The organism is Methanobacterium sp. BAmetb5, from assembly GCF_003491305.1.
GTDB lineage: Archaea > Methanobacteriota > Methanobacteria > Methanobacteriales > Methanobacteriaceae > Methanobacterium.
The window spans coordinates 2382845-2406479 of record NZ_CP022706.1; the positions used below are offsets into that span (position 1 = coordinate 2382845).

Genomic DNA, 23635 nt, shown 5'->3' on the forward strand with positions numbered 1-23635 from the left:
GTGTTAGGAATGCCTAATTGCCTCAAATAAATTGTTAGGTTTATCTAATTTGTGATAGGCTGGCCTAACTTTTAGTAAAATTAAAAAAAGGATTATTGATTTTATTTTAAATAAGAAAAAATTGGAGGGGAGAATCGGGCTGTTTATAATTATCTTTACCAGTGCAAGGACTCCAGTTGGTCCATGGATTTTTCCAGGTCCTGATAGGAGGCAGCGTAAGATATTCGGAAGTGCCCCTCCCCGTATTTACCAAAGGAAGAACCAGGAACCAGAACCACGTCCTTCTTCAGGGCCTCTTCCACCAGTTTTTCCGGGTTTTCCACTGAGGGGAACACGTAAAAGGCTCCGTGGGGTTGATGGCAGTCTATTCCCATACTGCGCAGCCGGCCAACCACCAGATCTCTGCGCCTTTTAAATTCATCACGCATTTCTTTCACACTGTCCTGGGGTCCCTGCAGTGCAGCCAGTGCTGCTTTTTGTGAGATGGAAGTGGCACAGGTAACACTGTACTGGTGTATTTTTAAAATATCTTCCATAACTTCTGGGGGTGCTGCCAGGTATCCAATACGGAAACCAGTCATGGCATAGGTCTTGGAAAATCCATTAATGGTTATAACCTTATCACAGTAACGTGCCGGACTGTAATGCTTCTTTTCATAGATGATCTGGTCGTAGATCTCGTCAGAGATAATCATAAGGTCATGATCATGGGCAATATCAGCCAGTCCCTTCACATCTTCCTTTTCCATCACTGCCCCGGTGGGGTTGCCGGGAGAATTTATTATAATGGCCTTTGTGTGGGGGGTTACCAGTTCCAGCACATCTTCTGCCTTTATCTGGAACTCATTTTCATCCTTGAGGGGTGCCGGTATGGATCGGCCTCCACTGAGTTTCACACAGGCATCGTAGGCCACAAAACCCGGATCCGGGATTATGACTTCATCCTTCTCTTCCACCAGAGCGTTGATACTGGAGTAAAGTGCCCCGCTGGCCCCCACCGTTACTATGACCTGTTCCGGGGAGGTTTCAATGTGGTTTTCCCTTTGTAACTTATGAGTGATGGCTTCCCGGAGTTCCGGTATTCCGGTGTTACCCGTGTAGTGGGTGAAACCCTCATCCAGGGCATCTTTTACTGCGTCACGGATGTACTGGGGAGTGTCAAAGTCTGGCTCACCCAGTGCCAGGTTGATGGAATTTTCCCCCACCATATCGAACATTTTACGGATTCCAGATAGATCAATGGATTGAACTCTTTTTACAGGTTTCATGTTAATTACCGTTTGAAAATCTCTGCCGATTTTTATTTTATTGAGTAGTTTTTTTATTTATCTGATAATATAAATGAAATTATGGCTTATCTGAAAAGGGAACTCGGACTTTTTGATGTGGTCAACCTGGTAATTGGAACCATTGTGGGGGCTGATATCTACATTGCCGCTGCCTTCGGTGCCGGTTACCTGGGACCCTCCTCCATATTCGCTTGGTTACTTGCTGGTTTAATGGCCATTACCATTGCTCTGTGTTTTGCCGAGTGTTCTTCACTTTTACCGCGGGTTGGTGGTCCTTATGCCTATGCTAAGGAAGCATTCGGAGATTTTGTCGGTTTCATGGCTGGTTGGGCGCTGTTAATAGCATCCTGGAGTGCCATAGCAGTTTTTCCCCTGGCTTTCGTTTCGTATCTTTTATATTTTTATCCAACCATGCCTCAGTGGTTGCAGGTAATAGTAAAAATCCTTTTTATCCTGATTTTGACCTTGATAAATTATTATGGGGTTAAAGAGGCTGGTAGGTTAAATGATGTTTTGACCATTCTCAAACTGGCCCCTATCCTCCTTTTCACCCTCTTTGGGATAGTGTACTTCCTGTTCAACCCGGGATTGTTTCTATCTAACTTCACGCCCCTGGTACCACTGGGCTGGGGAGGGATGGGAAGTGCTCTAGTACTGATATTCTGGGCCTATGTGGGTTTTGAACTGGTTACTGTGCCCTCTGATGAAATTAAAGATGCTAAAAAGACCATTCCTAAGGCCATAATCCTGGGGATGGGAGTGATCATTATATTCTACCTGGTCACCAATCTGGTTATTCTGGGGGCCGTGCCCTGGATGGAGCTCAGTACTAGCAGTGCACCCCTATCTCTGGCGGGGAGTGCACTTTTAGGAGGATTTGGTGCGATATTGTTGACAGTAGGGGCATTATTTTCAATTTCAGGCTCAGATGAAGCAGGAATATTATCATCTGCCCGCATACCCTATGCCATGGCAGGAGATGGGCTTTTACCCGGATTTTTTGCCAGAGTGCATCCCGAGTACGGGACCCCCTACGTTGCCCTGGCATTACAGGGTATTTTTACCGGGGTTGCTTCCATCTTGGGGAGTATCAGCCAGCTTATCATATTATCGGTTTTCACCCTTCTATTCTGTTACCTTATAACCAGTTTGGCGGTGTTCCCTCTCAAAAAGAAGTACGATGGCGGTATCAATCTGCCCTGGTTGATTCCGGTGTTGGGCGTGGTTATATCACTTTACATGATGACCCAATGTAAATTCAACGAAATATTAACTGGAGTTCTGATTATAGTCTTGGGAATTCCAATTTATGTGAAATACTCCCCGGGAGAAGAGATAAAATCAGTTAAAAGGGAAATTGAACTGGGAAGGGGAATTTTCGCCCGGTGGATACGGGCACCGGACAGATTTCTGGTACACTTTTTAAGGAGACTGGCGGTTTTAATCCGGAAAATCAGGTTATGGGTCAGTTAAGGACAGGATCCACAGTGGTAACAGCCAAAAGTCTCACACCAAGGTGTTAAATCACCTTTCAGGGCTTTATTATATTCTTTTTCCAGGAATTCATCACTGACCCCCACATCTATGTCTTTCCAGGGGAGTTCGGTATGAGTGATGTGGGGTGTTAGTTGTTTCCATTTTGAGAGGGAAACCCTTCCATGGGAAGATTCTTCAATTATATCCGCCAGTTCCGTACCCCCCAGGGATAGTATGTACTGTACCAGGGATTTGTTAGGGCTTTCCACCTTAAAGTGTTTGTTTTTCAGGTGTTTTTTAAGGAATTTCACCTTGCCTTTGGTTTCCTTAAGATTGAACTCTGCCCACTGGAAGGGTGTGTGGGGCTTTGGTATGAATGGGTTGACACTTATGCGGAGAGAATCAGGGTGTGGTGCCATAGCTTTCAGATCCCCTACTAGATTCACCAGGTCTTCCAGATCCTCATGTGTTTCCGTGGGGAGTCCTACCAGGAAATAGAGCTTAACATTCAACTTCATTTGGAAGGCAGTTTCCATGGTCCTCTGGATATCCTCATCGGTGATGGGTTTGTTCACCAGTTTACGGAGTCTCCAGGCGGATTCCGGTGCAATGGTAATGGTCCTGAGTCCACTTTCCTTTAAACTCTCTAGAAGTTCTGTGGAGATGGATTCAATACGCAGGGAGGGGGTGGTTACCTGGAATTCTCTCTGGAGGAGTTCACGGCACAGTTCCTCGATCCGGGAGTAATCAGAAACAGCACCACCAATGAGGGCAATCTTATTCAGGCCAGTGGATTTTCTCCCTTCTTCAGCTGTCTTTAAAAGAGTTTTAAGATCCACTTCCCTGCGGGGCCGGTACATGCAACCCGCCATGCAGAAACGACAACCCCGGGCACAGCCCCGGGAAACCTCCAGGAGGAATGACCTTCCAAAGGCCGGGATCAGGTCCGGATTATCTGTTTCCGGGTAAACCTGTTTCACCGGGCGCCAGGCATCACGCATATCCTCCACCTGAACCAGTTTCACCTTATTACCCGGGATATAAACCCCCTCCACATCCAGTAAAGCATCTATATCCTGGCGGGGGTTGTCCAACTGGGCTATTTTCTCCAGAAGTTGTGGTAGAATTACTTCACCATCACCCACCAGGAACAGGTCCACGAACTGGGACATGGGCAGGGGATTGGAACTGGCACAGGGACCACCGGCAATGACCAGGGGGTCCTGGGGTGATCGATCTTCCTTTCGGACCTTCAAACCACCTTTACGTAGCATTTCCAGTACATGAGGATAATCCTGTTCGTACTGGAGGGAGAAGCCCACTACATCAAAATCCTTCAGGGGGGAACCAGTCTCCAGACTCTTACCATAGGGGTAGACCACTCTCTCACAGTAAACATCCTCCTGGTGGTTCAGGAAGTCGTAGATAATATGGAAACCCAGTGAGGACATGGCACTACGGTAAAGGTTGGGATAGCACGAAGCGAAGCGAAGCCCTATTCGGAGGGGATCCTTCACCACCACGTTGTGTTCCAAGAGCATAGTTTATTATCATGTTTACCATATAATCAAGATATCTACATTTTGAGTCCCTGAACTGATGGGGAGTCATTTACATCTTTTAAAAAATTTCCTGTTCATAGTAATTTCACCATAATAATTAAGGATAAGAAGCATGACCTCAACCCAATATAACCGGGTGGCAGTGGGAGGAACCTTTGATAAATTCCACCAGGGCCACCGCTTACTCATAAACAAGGCATTCCAGGTGGGAAAAGAAGTCCTGATAGGAGTGACCTCCGATAAGTTCGGGGGAATGAAGGGGGAAATAGAACCCTGCAACGTGCGCATGTCCAACCTCAACTCCCTGCTCAAAGGACGTTCCGGTTACACTATATCCCGACTGGACGACCCCTACGGAGTAACGGTACATGATGAAACTGTTGAAGCCATAGTGGTAAGTCCGGAAACCGAACCCACCGCCTTCCAGATCAATGAAATACGCCGGGAGAAAGGTATGAAACCCCTGGACATAATCACCATAAGCATGGTACTGGCTGAGGATGGTAAACCCATATCTTCCACCCGCATACGCCGGGGAGAAATAGATCCCCGGGGAACAGTGATTAAAAAGGGTGAATAAATGAAGATTGTGGTTGCTTCTAAAAATCCAGTGAAGTTAAAGGCCACCCAGAATATCCTGGAGAAGATCTACCCTGCAGTGGAAGTAGAGGACCGGGACGTGGATTCTGGTGTGCCAGACCAGCCCATAGGACTGGAGGTCACAGTTCAGGGTGCCATCAACCGGGCAAAAAATGCGTTTTCTCCAGATTTCGACCTTTCCGTGGGCATAGAATCAGGTCTACTGGAAGTACCCAACAGTATAACCGGTTACCTGGACCTGCAGTGGTGTGCCATCTACGATGGAGAAAAAATCACCCTGGGAGTGAGTGCTGGTTTTGAATATCCGCCCATGGTCATAGAACAGGTTTTGGGTGGTAAGGAAGTGGGGGATGTAATGGACCAAGTTACGGGTGTGGATAAGTTAGGACAGAAAACAGGTGCAGTGAGCCACCTCACCCAGGGAATGCTGGACCGCACGGGAAACACGGAACAGTGTGTGTTGATGGCCATGGTGCCCCGGATGAATGATAATTTGTATTTTGAATGAACTATTTTTTTAGAAACCGTTTTTTTTGGGATATATTTAAAGAAATATATTTAATGTCAGGCTGCACTGATTTTACTGGTAAATATAGAAAGGACTCAAAGTTATATAAAGGGAATATTAAACATGATATGATGACTGGAATTTCTGATAATTTCTTTGATAAGATAAAAGGCCATTCCTCAACTGTTATCTTTTTACTGGCTTTAAACTTAATTATAAGCTTCATAACCTACAACTGTTTCCAGATACAACTATCCATCGGTCCAGTGTGGGATACCTATGATTTCATGGCCAACGCCGCCCTAATGGCCGGTAAGGGAGTTGGTTACTTTGACCTGTTACGCCCCCCTTTCCTGTCCTTCCTGACTGCAATTTACTACAGTGTTGATGGTCTGACCCTGTGGCCCATTGCCGCCATTGACTGTGTGATATTCGTTCTGGGAGTTATAGGATTATACTTATTGTTGAAACTCCGTTTTGATGATTTGACCAGTTTTCTAGGTTCTTTAATCTTTGCCACGTTACCCATAATCCTAACCTACGTGGGAGCGGGATTCACAGACAATCCCAGTGTGTGTATAGCGATCTGGGCCATGCTATTCACAGTACTGGCAGTTAAGAAAGACTCAAGATTATTCTATTTATCATTCCCCCTGGCAATGATATCATTTTTAACCCGCTTTTCAATGGCATTATTAATCTTCCCGATTTTCTTGTATCTAGTTATTAATTGGGAAAAGATCAAGGGCCTAAAATACGTAAGGGATATTCTAATTGGAATAATAATCTCCTTTGCACTATTAATTCCAGTTTTCATGTTCTATGCCAACTTTGGAAGTCCTATTTATCCATTTCTGGACTTTTTCGGGTCCAGCTCCGGAGCATCAGCAGCCGGTGGAATGCACTTTGCCTATAACACTGATTTCTTCTACTTTGTCAAGTTATTACCCTATTTAATAGGTCCAGAGTCAATAGGAGTCCTTTTTATCTTTTTGTTGGGAATGATCCTGTATATTTTTAACAGATTCCGAAATAAAACCAATTCAAATGGGGTTAATAATGATAAAATTCACAAATTAATGGAGAATAAAGGAAAAATCATAGCTCTCATGGTAGTTTTGGTTATATTTGTTTTAACCATCCAAAAAATCCATTACCTCATATCAGAGACATTATTTTTCATATTGTGTTATTTATTCTATGACTGGATAAAGGTTTTAGGATCTAAAGACTTAGATCTTGATTTCCTATTCTTATCCTGGGGAATGACATTCTTCCTATTCCACAGTATCTATATAATTAAAGATTACCGATATTTTGTGGGTATGGCCCCTTCCACCATCTATTTCTTAATGAGGGGATTCTGTTGGGCAGTTTCCCAGTTTGGGTTTAAGTTTAAAGGTCATAATATCACTCAGCTGGCCATGGCATCATTCTTAATAATCCTGGTTTTATTTTCAACTTTGTCTTCGTTTTCAGGGATACACGAAGCCAACATCGAGTTGCAAACCCTGAATGGAGATATTATTACTGCCAGTGATTGGTTTGTTCAATATGATCCGGAATATAAAAACAAGGTGATCTACTCTGATTTCTGGCCCTATTCTGGATGGTATCTGCACATGAATATTAGTAAAATGCCCATATTCAGGGATGGTGAAGTGCTCTACTGTGGGGCCAAGGACTATAACTTCACACAACAGGATATACTTGGTTACAACAATGAATTGGAATCTCATAATGCAGAATATTACTTTTCAATGAGAAAAGGACTGAATTTCACCAATTACAAACCTATTAAACAGTTTGGCTCAGTAACGCTCTACAAAAGAGAGTAGTTATTGACGATTTCTATTTTGCTTCTTTTCTTACATCTTAGTTTTTGTATTTACTCGAGTAATAGCAAAAAATATTTATAAGTATTTTTGCACCCTCATATTAAATTGCATCTTGATTGTATGAACCTGGCCCCTCATATTATTCAGTTCAATCCCTATAATCTAACCATTACTTCTGCCCTGGCCTATATGTCAGTTATATCTGCAACCAATGTCCATTTAAAGGAAATGAATGAGCATTTAGCAGTAATATGTTTCTGGCTGGAACAGCATGACCCTGATTATAAACAAGGTGATCTGCTCTGATTACTGACCCTACACTGCCTGGCACCTCCGGATGGACGTGGGTAAAATGCCCGTATTCCGGTCAATCAAACCATCTACACTGGTGCCAAGGATTATAATTTCACAGAACAGGATATGCAAGATTATAATCAGGTGTTGGATAATAATCATGCGGATTACTACTTTTCCAGGGCGGGGGCCTTGAATTTAACCAACTATAGGTTGGTAAAGAAGGTTGGCGACTTTATATTATATGAGGAGTTAAATAAGTATTGATGAAAATTGGAATTATCAGCTCTGCCTACCCTGATTTTGAAGACGACCCCCATGGAATATTTGTCCATAGATTAATGAGAGAGATAGTGAAGAAGGGACACGAGGTCCATGTTCTTGCTCCTTACACTGGTGGTGAAACAGAATACACCTTGCAGGGGGTGCTGGTGCAAAGATTTCACTACTTCTACCCCCGGAGGTTTGAAAAACTTTCCGGAAGAGCGGGGATGATCGACAATGTTAAAGAGGGCTTTTTAGTCAAAATTCAGGTTTTAACTTTCCTTTTCTTCAACGTTGTTCATTCATTACTAAAGCTAAGGAAAATGGATGTTATCCATGTACAATGGCCCATTCCTAATGGTTTAGGCGGGATTTTTTTGAAAAAGATTTACGGGATCCCTTACATTAACACCATTCATGGTGAAGAAGTTCACCTTTCCAAACGGTACCATTTGCTCTTTGCCCTCCGTTGGCTGGTGAATAACTCCTCAAAGACTATAACCAACAGCACTGCCACCAGGAAATTCTGCCTGGAAGCAGGTCTGGATGGGGATAAAATTGAGGTGATACCCTTTGGAGTGGACACTGACTTTTTCCGGCCCCTGGAAGTATACAAGGATGAGAATATCTTTCAAATTCTTTCAGTGGGTTATTTGATTGAAAGAAAGGGATTCGAGTATCTTATAAGGGCAATGCCTCAGGTTTTAGAGGAACATGCAAATGCTAGGTTGAAGATAGTTGGATCCGGACCACTAGAATCTGAATTAAAGGAACTCATCTATGAACTGGAACTGGGGGATGAAGTGGAAATTGTGAAGAATATATCTGATGATGAACTTTTGATGGTATACAATTCTGCTGATCTCTTTGTGCTCCCCTCCATTGTGGACTCCCAGGGGAACACTGAAGGATTGGGTGTTGTTTTACTGGAAGCTATGGCTTGTGGGCTTCCAGTTATGGGATCCAATGTGGGCGGTATTCCGGATATAATTCGTGATGGAGAGACCGGTATATTATTCATTGAGAAAGATAGTTCCATGATTGCAGAAAAAATTAATTTGGCCCTGGAAAATAAACCTCAAATGGAAAAAATAGCCACAAATGGAATTAATGAGGTAAAAATGAAGTTTAGCTGGGATACAATTGCTAAAGAATATTTAGACTTTTATAAAGGAGTACTCCTATGAATAAATTGCAGAGTTTCATGACTCTATCGAAATAGCAAAATTATAAGAAACTGGCTATTTTATACTATTTTATGAAAGTTTTAGTTATTTATTATAAACAGGATGCTGTTGTAAGCACTCTTAGATTGGGGGGATTAATTAAATATTTGCCTGAGTTTGGATGGGAACCAATTATATTAACAAATAAACCTTCACCTGAATTAAATAAGTTTAAAGTGATAACTGTACCTTATGATGATGATTATATTAAAAGATTGCCTAAACTTCTTAGAAATATAAAAAATAACAGCAATATCCTTCTTAAGATAATTAAATTCACATGGATGGCTTTTTTCTTATACCCTGACGCACAAAAATACTGGTATGAACCGGCTTTAGCTGTTGTTGAAGATTTACTTGAAAATGAGGATATTGATGCAGTTATCAGCTCTTTCCCACCTGTAACTCCTCATTTAATAGCTAAGAGTATACATGAAAATTATGGAATTCCCTGGATTGCAGATTTAAGAGATCTGTGGACTCAGTATGGTTATTACGTTTATAAATTATTTCCCCCACGACTTTATAGGGAGAGGAGATTAGAAAAGAATACGCTATCTCAGGCAGATTATTTAACCATAGTTTCAGAACCATTAGCCGAAAAATTAAGGAAAATACATAAGGATAGTAGTATTCGTATAATTCCCAATGGTTTTGATCCGGAGATAGTTAACCAAGGACATCCCTTAACAAAAAAATTCAGCATAATATATGCGGGAGGGTTGTGGAGTGGTAGGAGAGATCCTAGAATTCTTTTTGAAGCAATTAAGCAGTTAAAATTAGAGAATAAAATAGATCTTAATGATTTCGAAATAAACTTCTTTGGGCCAGATGAGGATCGATATTGGATTCAAAACTTTATAAAAGGTTATGGTTTAGAAGAAATCGTCAATTTTCAGGGTTTAATCCCAAGAGATGAAGTTATTAAGAAAGAGTGGGGATCACAGTTATTATTACTTTTATTATGGGATAACCCTGATGAAAAAGGAGTAGTTCCGGGGAAAATTTTTGAATATTTAGCTGCAAAAAGGCCAATATTAGTAATAGGTTATGTTGGAGGTGTTGTTGATGACCTTCTTAAACAAACTCATACAGGTATTAGTTTGAATAATGTAAATGAGATTAAAAGAGAACTACTAAAAGCTTACTCTGAATTTAAATGTTCGGGTATGGTTAGTTATAATGGAGTTTACGAGGAAATAGAGAAATATAATCATAAAGAAATGACTAAGAAGTTTGTTGATGTGTTAAACAGAGTTTTAAAAAATTAATATTAGCCTATATTTAAATTAAGATTGATTATAAATTTAATCAACTCAATTTTTGACAAATTCTAAGAAAATTTAAAGACAGATCAAAGTTTATTATTTATTTTATAGACTTTTGATAGTAATTTTTTATAAATTTCTACATCTTCTTTTTTTAGTATTAAAGTTTCCTTCAATGAATTTTTCGAAAGTTTAATAAAACTTGTTAATACTATTAATGTAATAATGATATAAGAAATACTAGAAGCTAAAGCAGAACCAATAATACCCATTTGAGGAATGAAAATTATATTTAGTGGTATATTTATTACAAGTGAAATAATTGCAGCATAAGTATTGATCATTGGTTTTCCTCGTCCAATTATCTCATTACTTAATACCTTACAAATACTTAGTGAAATTATTCCTGGTAAAAGTACCCATAATGGTTCTAGAGCTGGTAGGTATTTGGAACCATATAAAATTAATATTATATATTTTCCGGTGATGAATAGAATTATAGCTAGTACGGTTGTAATAAATAGGGTGTTTCTGCAGATTTGTGGTGTTGTTCTGTTTTTTTCTGCATCTGTTAAACCAGGGGTTCGTGCAAATACTAAAGTACCAATAGCGTTGGGCAAATACCACAATGATTCAGCTAACATAACAGATATTGAATAATAGCCAACACTTGCATTGTTTAACAATAAAAAACTAATTAAATACATATCAATTCTGTAATTAAAAAACTGTATTAAGTTACCTAAATATCCTTTCAAACCAAAATTCACGCTTTTTTTAAAAAGAACTATATTAAACTGTAATTTAAATGGGGTGAATCTGTAAACAAGTAATATTGGCATTATTGCAGTTATTATATAAGATATAGCTAATGAAATGACCACTCCCGATAAATTTCTATTAAAATACAAAACAATTACTATCAATAAAAGATATAAAATACTTTGAATAATATTTATAGAATTATAAGCATTTATTCTGTCTTGTCCTAATAAAATATTTTGGAAATAAGGTATTAAAAGAATGAATGGAAGGGATATGGTAGAAATTAGAATTGCACTTAAATCAATATTTTTTAGAAATGATGGTTGTAAATAGTAAAAAACTATGAAAACTATAATTAAGATTATTCCTAGAATAAACGCTACTATGAGAGAATTTGAAGCAATTTCATTCCATTCATATTCTTTCTTTACCCCATAATAAGTATTAGAAATAGCAATTCCAAGATTTCCAAATGTTCCAAGTATTGTGAATGTTAATATTATAAGTGAATAAACTCCCAAATTCATTGGCCCGAGGGCTCTTGCCAAAATAACTGAAGTAATTACACCCAAAATTACAGTTATTATTTGAGTAGAAAACGTTAAAAGAGTGTCTTTCACGAATTTCATTTTTATTCTCTACATATTGCTATAAAATCCAAAAATTCATTTTGGCATTCATAATTGACTTTGAAATCTTTTTCAGAAAATCTTTTTAATTCTTCTTTTGGTATATTTAATGATTCAATCTCTTTGTTAGGTCTATTAAATTTAACCGAATTTTTAAGATTAAAAATATCTAAAATAAAATTTAAAAGATTCATTGTAGGTTTGATTAAGTATATATTTAGAAATGACTGTTTCACACGGTTATATTCAATTTGGAATATTTCATTAGATGTACACAATCCACATACTTGTATATTGTCAAAATATTTGGAAAGTAATTTTTTAAATCCCTTTCTGTCATATTCAATCAGATGTTCGGGGTTCCAAGGTTTTTGAAAGGGTAATAAACGCAGTTTCTTATTCGGTGTTGAAACTATGAATTTACCTTCTTTATTTAAAACTCTTTTAACCTCTTTAAGGTATTGGTTAACATCTTGAGTATTGAGGTGTTCTATTACTTGAAATGAGATTACTAAATCAAAAGAGTTTTCTTTAAAAGGGAGTTTTTTACCATTAGCGACAATATAGTCAATATTTTCTTTGGGGTACTGGTCTTTGCAATATGCAATATTTTCAGGTGACATATCAATAGCTTTTATATTTTTAGCATATTCTGCTATATTGTAAGTTCCATATCCGTTGCCACAACCAATTTCAAGAACTTTTTTATTGGAAACATATCTTTCTGTAAAATTATATGCAGATAAATGCCTTAAGTATTCGATATATTGCTCGTAAGAATTCCATTCTTTTCTAGGTTTTACTGCCATATTCTACAACTCTTTTACAAATTCAAGGTATACCTCATTTAATTGTTTTCCAACGGGTTCATAACTAAAATTTTTACAAGCAAATTTAGAAATGTCCTCAGATGAATAATTTTCATAATTATCTAACATAAAATTTAAAGCATCAACAAGTGAATTTACATTTTTAGGAGGAATTAGAATTCCAACATTTTCATTAATAATTTCTAATGGCCCTACAGTTTTTGTCCCAATAATTGGCTTCCCACAACCCATTGCTTCAATATATACTACTCCAAAAGTTTCGAATAGACTCGGTTGAACAAAGAAATCACAGTTACGCATGTAAATGGCAACTTCTGCATTGGTTTTTTGACCATGGAAATTCACTATTTCTCCAAGCCCTAAATCCATTGCCATTGTTTCATATTCTTCTTTACTAGGTCCATCTCCAACTATATCTAGCTGAAAATCGTTCCTTTTTAATTTTAAATAGTTTATAGATTTTAATAGATAATCTATTCCTTTTATGGGGGTGATGTTTGCCACTAAAAGCATTTTTATTTTTTCTTTTTTTATTCTAATTTTTGTAGGATAAAATATTTTTTTGTCGTATGTATTAGGAATTATGTAGAACTTATTTTTTATCTTATAATTTTGTATGGATACTTTTAATCCTTTGCTCACTGGTAAAATAGCAGATGCGTTATTCATTGAAAATTTGGCCTTGCATTTATCTATATTTCTTAAATCTTTTTTAATAAATCCACTATAATGCTCTGATATTAAAACAGGAATTCTATAAATTTTTCCCAAGATTATTGCAGGTACACCTGCCGTGAAAACGTGTGCATTTATAATATCGGGTTTCCAACCTTGTTTTAATAATTTTCTGAATGCTTTGAAATTACCCCAGTAATATATTAAAACATCTAAATAATTACAAATTTTATTTATAATGTTGAAATTTCTAGTATTAGGGGCATTATTATTTGATTCATAATTTTCCTTGCTTATTTGAGATGTGATTTTTTTAAAGTATTTTGTGGAACTCCTATACTTCACCCGTATTGTTCTCATACCATCTTCAATGCTCTCTGATGATTGATACAGTTTGTTAACATCAGTATTTGGATTTGGATACACATAAAGTATTAAAACCTCGTTATACAATGAGGATGCTTTAGCTTGTTCCTTAATAAATATTCCATGTACAGGATTTGTTTCTGAGGGATACCATGCGGGTATAATCATTATTTTTTTTCTTTTTTTTAAATTAAGGACTGACATTAGTATACCCTTTCAACTCTTCATAATTACTATAATCATGAATTATTCCTGATTTCAATTCATCCCATTTTTTTAAAAAATAGAACCTAATTGATATTGGAAACTATCCATTTATTAAAGTTTATTGAAAATGGTTAATAATAAATTAATTCAATTAAAATTGGTTCTTAGTGACTAAAACCTACTAAAATGCGATGTTTTATTTTCCTAAAAAATTTAAAACGTTAGGGGTGGTTCGGTAAAATTGGGTATCTTGTTCATTGGACAATAACTTCAAGCATTTTATATAAATAAATAATTAGATGAGATAAAATATGAATACGAGAATCAAAATATGTGTAAACTCATAGATTAGATCTCATTCCTGCTTTTAAACCAGCATAATATGTATAAAACAACTCTTTGTCCCGATAGTAGAAACTTAGCAATAAAGGGAATAAAATAGCCCAAATAATTTGAATTACTAAGAAAATCGAGAAATCAATCTTATTTGCCCATTTTTTCATGAAAAGCCATCGATTTCTTGTAACATAATATAAACCAATGGGCTTGGAGATTCCCCCACCTGATCTTGATACTTTGTGCCATATGTGGGATGTGGGGATGTATAAACTTTTAAATCCTTCTTGGTTTGCCCTGAGGGTCCAGTCACTCTCTTCAAAGTACAAAAAGTAGTCCTCGTCCATTAAACCTATTTTCTTTATGGCTTCGGTTTTAATCAAAAAAGCAGAGCCACTAACATACTCCACTTCCTTTATCTCATCGTATTGTCCCTTATCAACCTCATTGGTTCCAATCTGAATGCCACGACTCAGTTTCCAGGATATCTTACATCCCGCACTCCATATGGTCTGTGGTTCATCATAAAAGTAGATCTTAGGGCCCAGGATGCCCACATCATCACGGGAATCTCCATTTTTGATTAATTCCCCTAAAAAGTTTTCATCAACCACGGTATCATTGTTTAGGAGTAAAATATAATCCGGATCAAAGAATTCAAGGGCGAATTTGATCCCCACGTTGTTTCCACCGGGAAAACCTCTATTTTCAACATTTTTAATGAGGTTAATATAATTGTTAGTTAAATTTTCAGTTTTCAGAGTTCTTTCATCCTTTTTAAAGGTTTCATAGTATTCATAGATTGTAATCGGTTTGTTATGGTGGTTGTAGTTAAAAAAACTGGATTCAACTGGCTGGTGGCCAGAACAATACTCCCTGATTTTCTCCAGAGAATCATCTTCTGAGGCATTGTCCACTAAAATAACATCAAAGTTAGGGTAATTTATTTGGAATAAGGACTCTAGACATTCGGTGGTGTCTTTCCACCTATTCCAATTTATTATGATAATGGAAACGTGAGGATAGTTCATTAAAACACCTAAATGGTATTTGGAATTTGTTTTAAAGTGTTATTGGTATAATCTTTTATAATGAAAGTGTTGTTGCATGTATAAATATTGATTTTTTGATGTTGTTCTTGGAAGTCTGTTGGTTTTCCATATTTTCCATTGGAAATTTTTCTGCCGGTCATCCAAATTATTTTATCGGCAATAGTACTTTCTGCCCATATAACTTCTGTTTTATCAGTATTCCCATATATGAATGAATTAAGTTGAGTGTAATTCGTCTCAAAGGGGATGTTTAAATAGTCCCAACTTGCTTCGTTGGAATAAACTGATATGAAAAAGGGGGAAGCGCCGATTATGGAAACAAAAACTAAAAGTACGATTATTAGATTTGCAAAGGTTCTTTTGTAGTTGATTTTGCAGTGGTTATATATTTTTTGCATCGAAAATCCGGCTAAAATAGCCAGAGGTAATGAGGCATAGGAAAAACCCCTAGCAAAATCTTCAAAGATAAATTCAATAAGAATTACCAGTAATATATAGGCAGAATATAGTTTAAACCTTTCCTTATCTTTATTATACAACCAGTAGAGTCCTAAAAACCCAAATGCCAGTAAGATAATAAGACCGGATAAATTGTTTCCTGGTGGGAAGTATAAAAGGGGGTTTATCTGGTTCGTTGCCCCGGTTTTATCACGGAATATGATCCAGTACGCTATCCAGAATATAATTGAGGGTAATAATAATAAAATCATTTTCAAATTCTTTTTGTTACGAATCCCATCAACCATGAACAACGCAATAAATATAACTAGACCCATCATATGGGTCCAAACACCCAATAAAGACGCTAAAAAAGCTTTAAATTTACTTTTAGGTAAATAGTGTATGGTTAACACACTTAAAATGGGGATATAAGTCGCAGGTAGGGGAACAGTTAAAATATCGATCCTATTGGTTGCTAAAGTCAGAATACCTGCAAAAAAACCAGCTATGATTCCATAATCTTTTTTTGCAACCCAAGAAGCGACAAAAACCGTCAAAATTATCTGGAAAACACATAAGAATGAATGTGCGAATCTTAAACCACCTAAATACCATAGGAATGCAAGAACACTGTGGAAGAGAGGGGGGTGCCATAATGCTCTTCCGTTAGGGGAATAGGGGAGATAATCCCAGAAAAGACCCTGAAGAGGGCTTTGGATTAGTTCTTGGGCGCGGATTAAATGGAAATCTGTATCTCCGGTGGTGGGAAATATATAATATGGTTTAATAAGTAGCAATAGTAAAACTGCCAGTAAAGGGATAAAGGGAATTATTTTTTGAAGAAAATTTCTATTCATGGCCCGCCCCTACATAAAAAGTTACTTCAATTTCTTCCTCAACAACTTATTTTCCTTCTGGACTATGTAGATTTCACGTTTGAGGAGGCTTATCTGGGTGGCCACGAATCCGAATATCAGGATCTGTATGCCGGCAATTATCATGAGAACCATGAACAGCATTAACGGCCGGCTAGGGTCCAGGGTACCCATCAAATATTGGTAGAAAAGGTATACTGCGCTAATAATACCTATAATGCACATTAATAATCCGATAACACCAAAAAGCATCATTGGTTTCTCGTAGAAGGTGAATAAAAGGTGAGAAATAGTGGTGGACCGGAACTGAATCTTGGATTCCCCTAGCTTACGGCCCTTCAACTTCACTGGAATTTCTTTAACCTCAAATCCGATGGATATGGCTTTGGAAAGTATTTCCGGGTTGATCTCAGTCCCGGTGGATTCAATTTCTATGGAATCCAGGACTTCCTTGCGATAGGCGCGTAATATTCCGGTTACTGTGCTTATATTTCGGTCCAGGGCATATCCCACAATTTTATTGGCCATCTTACTTACAAAGAGGCGTATGAATGGAATATCTTCGGTTTCCCCTCCTTCCATATACTGGGATCCAATTACAATATCCAGGTGATGTTGGTGGAGTTCCCTGATGAGTTCGGTGATGTATTGTGGTTCATAACTTAAATCTGCATCCAGGGTGACGATCACATCCCCTTCTGCCTTTTCAAAACCTGTCCGGAGTGCTTTTCCCATCCCCATGTTCACCGGATGCTTAAGTACCAAGAGTTCTGGATTTTCTCTTGCGTATTCCTCCAGTAAAGGTAGGGTTTGGTCGCTGCTACCATCATCCACCGCTATGATCTGGTAGCTCCCACAAGTTTTTAAAACCTTTTTAACTTCATTAAGGGTGATGAGGACGTTATCTTCCTCATTGTACATGGGTATGATCACAGAAACTTCCATGGTTAGTGTTGGGAGTTAAAGCGATATAAGTTTTTACCAAAAATGGATACCATCAAGGAAATAAAGAGTTTCAACTCATAGGGCCATATATAAAACAGAAGAAAAAGTAAGAAAACTTAAATTTGGTTTAATTTCTTGAAATGTTTGGGTAAAGGTTTGTGCTTGGCTGGTGCACCTATGGCCAGATAGTAGGGCGGTATATCCCTAGTTACAATGGCTCCAGCAGCCACCATTGCCCCTTCACCTACTTCGATTCCGGATAAGAATGTTGAATTAGCCCCAACTGATGCCCCTTTACGTATGATGGGGCCTTCAAGTTTATAATCAGATCTTAGGGGGTAACGATCATTGGTGAAGCAGGAACAGGGTCCTAAGAAAACATAATCCTCAATTATGGTATTTTTGGGGATGTATACATTTGATTGAATACTGATATTGCTACCTATGTCACAATGTCCCTCGATAACCGTGTTGGTCCCTATGAGTACTTTATCGCCGATGGTGGTTTTTTCCCTCACCAGTACTCCGTGTCCAGTCTGGAAATCGTTACCAATCTCCACGTCATTGTAGATGACGGTATTAGAACGCAGTAATGCGTTTTTACCTATTTGGGGAGGTTTAGATCGGAATTTGTAACTTACTCCCAGAGTGACGTTTTCATGGACCTTGGGACGGTCTGGATCATTTTCATTATCCACTCCGAAGAATAGGTTTCTGAAATTGGTCTTTTCATTAGATCCCCAGGGATTTTTAAATAACGACATAGTACCTCGGATAATTCCTTAGTTCAATTTTCACTCCATTGATCGTATGCTGATCAATATATTATTGAACTGGTACTTAATCTATTTTACTCCCTTTCCCATGTATATAAAATATCATTAAATAACATAAATCATAAAAAGGTTAATTATAGTGAAAAAAGTGTTATGGTGATTTATTGCAGGTTAAGGATAAAATTCAACTACTAATACCATTCACCCCCCTAATAGCAGTGTTCATTGTCCTGATCCTCCGCCCCTACTTCCTTTTCCCAGTGGGTGGTGACACAGATTTTCACCTGGCCCGGGCACAGGAAATACTTCAAAACCCATTCTGGGGATTATTCTGGGACAACATCACCTACTATCCTATGGGTAGGCCAGTGTGGCATCAACCATTATTCAATGCAGTTTACGCTGGGTTATGGTATTTAGCCGGTGTTCGCTTTGCCCATTCATTTTTATGTGTATTTCAGGTCTTATTAACCGTGGGAGTTGCATCGTGGTTTGCTAATCGCGAATACGGTATCTTTGCAGGATATTTTGCGGGGCTTTTTGCACTGGCCATGCCTGCACCATCCACATTAACCGCGGCCATCCCTGCTGCTTACATTCCTATACTGGCAGTTTTAACTATTTATTACATTCCTCATGATAAAAAAAAGGCATGTATAGCATCACTGGTGGGTTTATGGACGCATATGGTTGCTTTGTTCTGTTTTATACCTTTATATTTGGTTGATAATTATCGTGATAAAACAAACCTTAAAATAATAGCTCTTTTACTACCTTCATGGCTTTTCTGGGCTGGATACTGGGTTTACTTTAAGGATAGGCTGGTTACGGGGGGTATATTCTACACCTTAACTCACCTTAAACTGGTACCTCCTCACCCCGGTTCCTACGCATTTTTAATCTTTTTGGCTGTATTTGTCCTGGGTATTATTGGCCTTTACCTTCTTTATAATTCCAATTACCGCCAGTTCAAACTGTTCACCACGTATATTGTGATTGTGATATTTTTCAGCTTCTTTGGATTTAACGGAGATTTTTTAAGAGGGTTTCAATTTGCAGCCCTCCCCATGGCCATTCTAGCAGGCTTCGCTGTTGAAAGGGGATATAAGAACCTTTCTAGTAACCGCAGTCGACTTTTATCATCTTTATTCCTCCTGTTCATGGTTTTCATTTCCATGATAGGGGTGGTGATATTTTTCAGCTATTTACCAAACCAGCATGGTAAAGGATGGGATGCCCTTGAAACACCATTTGAAGGAGAATATGCTCCTTTAAAGGATTACATTGAAAATAGCACATCTGCTAATCAAGTGGTTTGGACTGAGAGGGAACTGTCAGAAAAGGTGGCCTGGATGACTGGTCGAAGCGTATCCAACGGACTTTATCCCGATAATACCTATGGGGGTACTAGAGGATTTGTAGATCAGCATCAAAACATTAACATCTACAAATCTGATGGTTATGTGACCGTCAGGGATTTAAATAACAATACTATTGTCCAAATTAAACTGGGAACGTATTAAACAGGGTAAGCTATGAATATAAAAGCATTTATATCTGAACACCGGGATTTAAGTATTGTTCTAGCGGTATATTCTGGTCTGGCATTTATTCTCCTTATCTTTTTTCACTATAACTTGATGGGTGATGAAATTTCTTATATTTCCATTGCCCACCATTACTCCACTGGAAATTGGAATGAGGCTATAAATGCTTACTGGAGTCCCCTTTACTCATGGTTGATAGCCCCATTCCTTTTAGGGGTTTTTGATCCCTTCCAATCAGCAATCATACCCCGGGCTCTTTCATTGATCATTGGATTTTTAGCTATCATTGGTCTAAACCAACTGGCTAAAACCTTCAAGTTGGAGGGAATGGTGAGAATTGCCATACTGGTATCGAGCATTCCTTTTGTTTTATTTTTTGCAATAAGATATTCTACTCCTGATTTGTTGGTTAGCTGTATCCTGGTATTTTATTTTGCAGTGATATTCAATTCCAGATACCCTGATGACGTGTCTAATGGATTCTGGTCTGGATTTTTAGGGGCACTGGGATACCTGGCAAAGAGTTTTGTTTTCCCATTTTTTTTGGTTCATTTTATCTTATCTAACTTGATATGTTATTTTGAAGGAAAAAAGAGAAAAAAGATTTTAAAAAACCTTTTTTTAGGGCTGGTAATTTTTTTCATAATCAGTGGTTTGTGGATGGGGATGATCAGTTTAAAACAGGGGGAAGTGACCATTGGTACGGCTAAGGATTATAATCATGCACTGGTTGGCCCGACCTATCCTGAACATCCCATCTACAGTTCAGGACTCATTGAACCGTCCAATAAAGATGCCGTTAGCATATGGGAAGATCCTGCTGAGATTCAATTAGAAGAATGGAATCCATTGGAGTCAAGTGAATATTTTGTTTTACAGATGGAGATCGTTAAAAATAATGTACTTCGCACAATTGCCTTCCTGGAAAGATTTTCTCCTTTAGCAATGGTAATAATAATTTTAAGCATATATTTCATGGTAAAAAGTGAATCAAGAAGGGTTAAATTTGACCTGGTTAAAATCTTGATGACCATGTTAATTTATATGGGGGGATATGTTCTTATATTTGTAGAACCTCGTTATTTATGGCCAATTTCATTTTTACTACTGATAAATGGATTCTACTTGGTGAATTATTTATATGAACGTGGTAGTTTAAATTTGAGTATAAGAAATATTTTCCTGATCTTGGTAATGGTCTCCTTTATGATAACGCCTATTATGGAGATAGGTGCGTTTGTGGGTAGCGGAGACCAACTTCTATCTGTAGGTGTTACCTTAAAAAATGAGTATAACTTACAGGGAAACATAGCTTCCAATGACCAGTGGGCAGATACCATGAGTTTATCCTATTATTTAGGATCTAGATATTTTGGAGTTACTAAAAACAGTAATCAAACCAGTTTAGAACAGGAACTAGAGTTAAATAACATTGATTACTACTTTGTTTGGGGAGGGGGAGATGAGTTAACCTTTAACCATTACCAAGAGATAACTGGTAATAAAATAAATAACTTAAGAATATATTCCCAACTACAAAAAGGTAAAAGTTGTTAAAAATGGAAAAAAAATATATTAAACTAATCACCGCAATTTTGGTGATATTCGCCATTGGATTTTTCTTTAGAATTGGATCTGCCTATGTAACCGGCACTCCTTTTGATGAAAAATCATTTTCACTGGATGAAAACAACTTACCCTACATGTATGAACTTGATTCATATTACAATTACCGTTTAACAATTAACTACCTGGATCACGGATATTTAGGTGATATTATAATTGATGGCCGCGAGTGGGATACTCATTCCTATTCTCCGGGTGTTCCCCTGGACTACCCTCCCTTGATTGTTTACCTCACGGCCCTAGTTTACAAGTTCCTTAATTTATTCAGCAGTGTCCCCTTGCTGGTGGTTTGTTTCTGGATATCTGCATTTGTGGCTCCACTGGCAGGGGTGGTAGCCTATCTTTTCACACGCAGATTAACCAATGAATCTGGTGCCTTTGTTGCCGGCGTTTTAACAGTTTTAGCACCTTTTTATTTCCTTCGTACCGTGGCTGGCTGGTTTGATACAGATATTTTCATTATTTTATTCCCCCTACTGGTGGTATGGCTCTTCTGGGAATCTTCCATCAATAAAAATCCTCGAAATAGCATAATTCTCTCGGCATTAGCCGGATTTTCCATGTTCCTTTTTTCCACTGCCTGGAATGGCTGGCAATATTATTTTTATTTAATGGTTGTTTTCAGCATTTTATGGATTTTAGGGTGTTATCTCCAGAAAAAACCTCTGAAACAATTCATAACAACATTTTTAACATTTATAGCAGTTACCCTTCTCCTGTTAACATTATTTACCGGGGTTTTAAGTCTCCTTAAACTCATGTACGGGCCATTGGAATTTTTGAAATTAACTGGAGTCCAGAGTCCGTGGTCCCCCTGGCCCGACATCTACCTTTCTGTAAGTGAATTATCCCATCCCACCTTTGACGGAGTTGTTTCCGGTGTGGGGATTGCATTATTCGGTGGAATTTTTGGATTGGTATGGGTGTTAAGGGTTTTGTTAAGTGAAGACCTCAAGAAAAAGTATTTGAACTACATGGACTGGTTTATCTATCTTTTCCTGGTTTTATGGGCATTAACTGGATTTTTAGCCCTTATAAAAGGTTCCAGGTTTATCATGATCATGATACCTCCCTTAACCATTAGCACCGGGATTATGGTAGGCCTATGTGTGAATTACCTGGGTTTACTCAGGCAAAATCAGTCTTCTAATAGAGTTCTTGCTCTGTTCAGGGATAAAAAATACTTAACTTCCTTTTTTACTTTGCTAGTAATATTACTGGTGTTATTCCCTGCGGTGGCAAATGTAATGGACTCACTGGAAATGCCCCCTGGAGCTGATGATAATCTGTGGGATTCTCTGGAGTGGATTAATCACAATACCTCTAACGATACTGTGGTATTTTCCAACTGGCCCGCAGGACACATCATAACCTCCATTGCCAATCGATCGGTGGCCCTGGATGGTAGAATGGCTTACATTGAAACAGTTCAATACCGCAACCTGGATAGTGCCTATGCCTACGGAGTTAAATCCCCTACTACTGCCAGGGAATACTGGATTGACCGGGCATTTTACACCAGTGATGGAAATTTATCCGCAGGTATCTTCAGAATGATAGCCACCAGTGGAGATTTGGGCTATTTAACCCTTGATGAATACACTCATAATACAACCCGGACTGCAGAAATCTTAAATAATATTCTGGGTGTCGATAAATCTGTTGCCCTGGATTTACTGGTTAACCAGTATAACCTTAGTTTGTCCCAGGCAGAAACAATTATTTCCTACACTCATCCTAATAGTCCCCGACCTTATGTGGTATGGACTTATACCCAAATGGTGAACAAAGGTTTCTGGGTATTCAATTTTGGTAGCTGGGACTTTGATAAAAATGGTGGTGAAAATTTCACCTATGTTTTTGCCGATATCCATCATGAAGAGGGGAACATCGTGTTCAGTGACACCAGGTTCCAATTTGATACCACCCACAAAACTGTGACTTATAAGGGTGAGTTACCATACTGCTTCATCCAATCTGATGGTACTGTGGTAAATAAGACTTACATTAACCCCAACAGTAATCTCTGTGTGGTAATATTATTTGATGAATCCGAAGTGGTGACAATGGATAAGCGATTTGAAAATTCCACTTTTACCCAGCTGGTGCTGGAGAGTGTGAATACCCCCACCTTCAGGTCACTATATAAAAATAACAGTAGTACAGTTTGGCAGGCAGTCTAACTAAATGAAGATTATTACATAATTATATGATTAAAAAGTAGTATTAGGGCAAGAGGA

At 38.1% G+C, this 23635-nt stretch carries 20 protein-coding genes; 10 read left to right on the forward strand and 10 right to left on the reverse strand.

The genetic code is table 11. The features are described from left to right. Positions 1 to 155 precede the first annotated feature (155 nt). Positions 156 to 1268, reverse strand: coding sequence for a guanitoxin biosynthesis PLP-dependent (S)-gamma-hydroxy-L-arginine cyclodehydratase GntC (gntC, locus tag CIT02_RS11900; RefSeq protein ID WP_292612775.1), 1113 nt, complete (start codon positions 1266 to 1268; stop codon positions 156 to 158). A gap of 81 nt (positions 1269 to 1349) precedes the next feature. On the opposite strand from gntC, the gene CIT02_RS11905 reads away from it, so the two are divergent. Beyond that, positions 1350 to 2762, forward strand: a complete 1413-nt coding sequence (locus CIT02_RS11905) for an amino acid permease (protein ID WP_287382172.1) — start codon at positions 1350 to 1352, stop codon at positions 2760 to 2762. On the opposite strand, the gene CIT02_RS11910 is transcribed toward CIT02_RS11905, so the two are convergent. Further along, the gene (locus CIT02_RS11910) at positions 2759 to 4306 is read right to left on the reverse strand and encodes a radical SAM protein (protein WP_292612778.1); all 1548 of its coding nucleotides are present in this window, start codon (positions 4304 to 4306) and stop codon (positions 2759 to 2761) included. The genes CIT02_RS11905 and CIT02_RS11910 overlap by 4 nt on opposite strands. A 133-nt stretch (positions 4307 to 4439) precedes the next feature. On the opposite strand from CIT02_RS11910, the gene CIT02_RS11915 reads away from it, so the two are divergent. From CIT02_RS11915 to CIT02_RS11930, 4 genes are all read left to right on the forward strand, one after another. Beyond that, entirely contained in the window at positions 4440 to 4907 is a 468-nt protein-coding gene (locus CIT02_RS11915) for a phosphopantetheine adenylyltransferase (protein WP_292612779.1), read from the forward strand. Beyond that, positions 4908 to 5435, forward strand: a complete 528-nt coding sequence (gene yjjX / locus CIT02_RS11920) for an inosine/xanthosine triphosphatase (RefSeq protein ID WP_292612781.1) — start codon at positions 4908 to 4910, stop codon at positions 5433 to 5435. Between the two features lie 128 nt (positions 5436 to 5563). After that, the gene (locus CIT02_RS11925; protein WP_292612783.1) at positions 5564 to 7273 is read left to right on the forward strand and encodes a glycosyltransferase family 39 protein; all 1710 of its coding nucleotides are present in this window, start codon (positions 5564 to 5566) and stop codon (positions 7271 to 7273) included. A 120-nt stretch (positions 7274 to 7393) separates the two neighbouring features. Beyond that, entirely contained in the window at positions 7394 to 7579 is a 186-nt protein-coding gene (locus CIT02_RS11930; RefSeq protein WP_292612785.1) for a hypothetical protein, read from the forward strand. A gap of 9 nt (positions 7580 to 7588) precedes the next feature. On the opposite strand, the gene CIT02_RS11935 is transcribed toward CIT02_RS11930, so the two are convergent. After that, entirely contained in the window at positions 7589 to 7729 is a 141-nt protein-coding gene (locus CIT02_RS11935; protein WP_292612787.1) for a hypothetical protein, read from the reverse strand. 104 nt (positions 7730 to 7833) lie between these two features. On the opposite strand from CIT02_RS11935, the gene CIT02_RS11940 reads away from it, so the two are divergent. Beyond that, positions 7834 to 9018, forward strand: a complete 1185-nt coding sequence (locus CIT02_RS11940; RefSeq protein WP_292612789.1) for a glycosyltransferase family 4 protein — start codon at positions 7834 to 7836, stop codon at positions 9016 to 9018. A gap of 71 nt (positions 9019 to 9089) precedes the next feature. Next, on the forward strand, positions 9090 to 10328 hold the full coding sequence (locus CIT02_RS11945; RefSeq protein WP_292612790.1) for a glycosyltransferase: 1239 nt from the start codon (positions 9090 to 9092) through the stop codon (positions 10326 to 10328). 83 nt (positions 10329 to 10411) lie between these two features. Here the strand turns inward: CIT02_RS11945 and CIT02_RS11950 are convergent, their stop codons facing one another. The 7 genes from CIT02_RS11950 to CIT02_RS11980 all read right to left on the reverse strand — a co-directional run bounded on the left by CIT02_RS11950 (position 10412) and on the right by CIT02_RS11980 (position 18210). Then, entirely contained in the window at positions 10412 to 11719 is a 1308-nt protein-coding gene (locus tag CIT02_RS11950; protein WP_292612791.1) for a flippase, read from the reverse strand. 2 nt (positions 11720 to 11721) lie between these two features. Beyond that, positions 11722 to 12528 carry a bifunctional 2-polyprenyl-6-hydroxyphenol methylase/3-demethylubiquinol 3-O-methyltransferase UbiG gene (locus CIT02_RS11955; RefSeq protein WP_292612793.1) on the reverse strand — a complete coding sequence of 269 codons (807 nt, stop codon included), beginning with the start codon at positions 12526 to 12528 and terminating at the stop codon, positions 11722 to 11724. Positions 12529 to 12531: 3 nt separating this feature from the next. Further along, positions 12532 to 13794 (reverse strand): glycosyltransferase, encoded by a 1263-nt coding sequence (locus CIT02_RS11960; RefSeq protein WP_292612795.1) that lies wholly within the window; start codon positions 13792 to 13794, stop codon positions 12532 to 12534. A 344-nt stretch (positions 13795 to 14138) separates the two neighbouring features. Then, positions 14139 to 15164 (reverse strand): glycosyltransferase family 2 protein, encoded by a 1026-nt coding sequence (locus CIT02_RS11965; RefSeq protein WP_292612797.1) that lies wholly within the window; start codon positions 15162 to 15164, stop codon positions 14139 to 14141. A gap of 8 nt (positions 15165 to 15172) precedes the next feature. After that, positions 15173 to 16483, reverse strand: a complete 1311-nt coding sequence (locus CIT02_RS11970) for a hypothetical protein (RefSeq protein WP_292612799.1) — start codon at positions 16481 to 16483, stop codon at positions 15173 to 15175. Positions 16484 to 16504: 21 nt separating this feature from the next. After that, positions 16505 to 17434, reverse strand: coding sequence for a glycosyltransferase family 2 protein (locus tag CIT02_RS11975; RefSeq protein WP_292612801.1), 930 nt, complete (start codon positions 17432 to 17434; stop codon positions 16505 to 16507). Positions 17435 to 17562: 128 nt separating this feature from the next. After that, positions 17563 to 18210: an acyltransferase gene (locus CIT02_RS11980; RefSeq protein WP_277897481.1), complete on the reverse strand. Its 648-nt coding sequence runs from the start codon at positions 18208 to 18210 to the stop codon at positions 17563 to 17565. A 176-nt stretch (positions 18211 to 18386) separates the two neighbouring features. Between CIT02_RS11980 and CIT02_RS11985 the strand changes: the two genes are divergently transcribed. Genes CIT02_RS11985 through CIT02_RS11995 form a run of 3 tightly spaced genes read left to right on the forward strand, consistent with a single transcriptional unit; the run spans position 18387 to position 23578 of the window. Continuing rightward, on the forward strand, positions 18387 to 19745 hold the full coding sequence (locus tag CIT02_RS11985) for a hypothetical protein (protein WP_292612805.1): 1359 nt from the start codon (positions 18387 to 18389) through the stop codon (positions 19743 to 19745). Between the two features lie 12 nt (positions 19746 to 19757). Continuing rightward, complete coding sequence (locus CIT02_RS11990) at positions 19758 to 21326, forward strand: glycosyltransferase family 39 protein (protein WP_292612807.1); 1569 nt, start codon at positions 19758 to 19760, stop codon at positions 21324 to 21326. Between the two features lie 2 nt (positions 21327 to 21328). Then, positions 21329 to 23578: an STT3 domain-containing protein gene (locus CIT02_RS11995; protein ID WP_292612810.1), complete on the forward strand. Its 2250-nt coding sequence runs from the start codon at positions 21329 to 21331 to the stop codon at positions 23576 to 23578. The last annotated feature ends 57 nt before the right edge of the window (positions 23579 to 23635 follow it).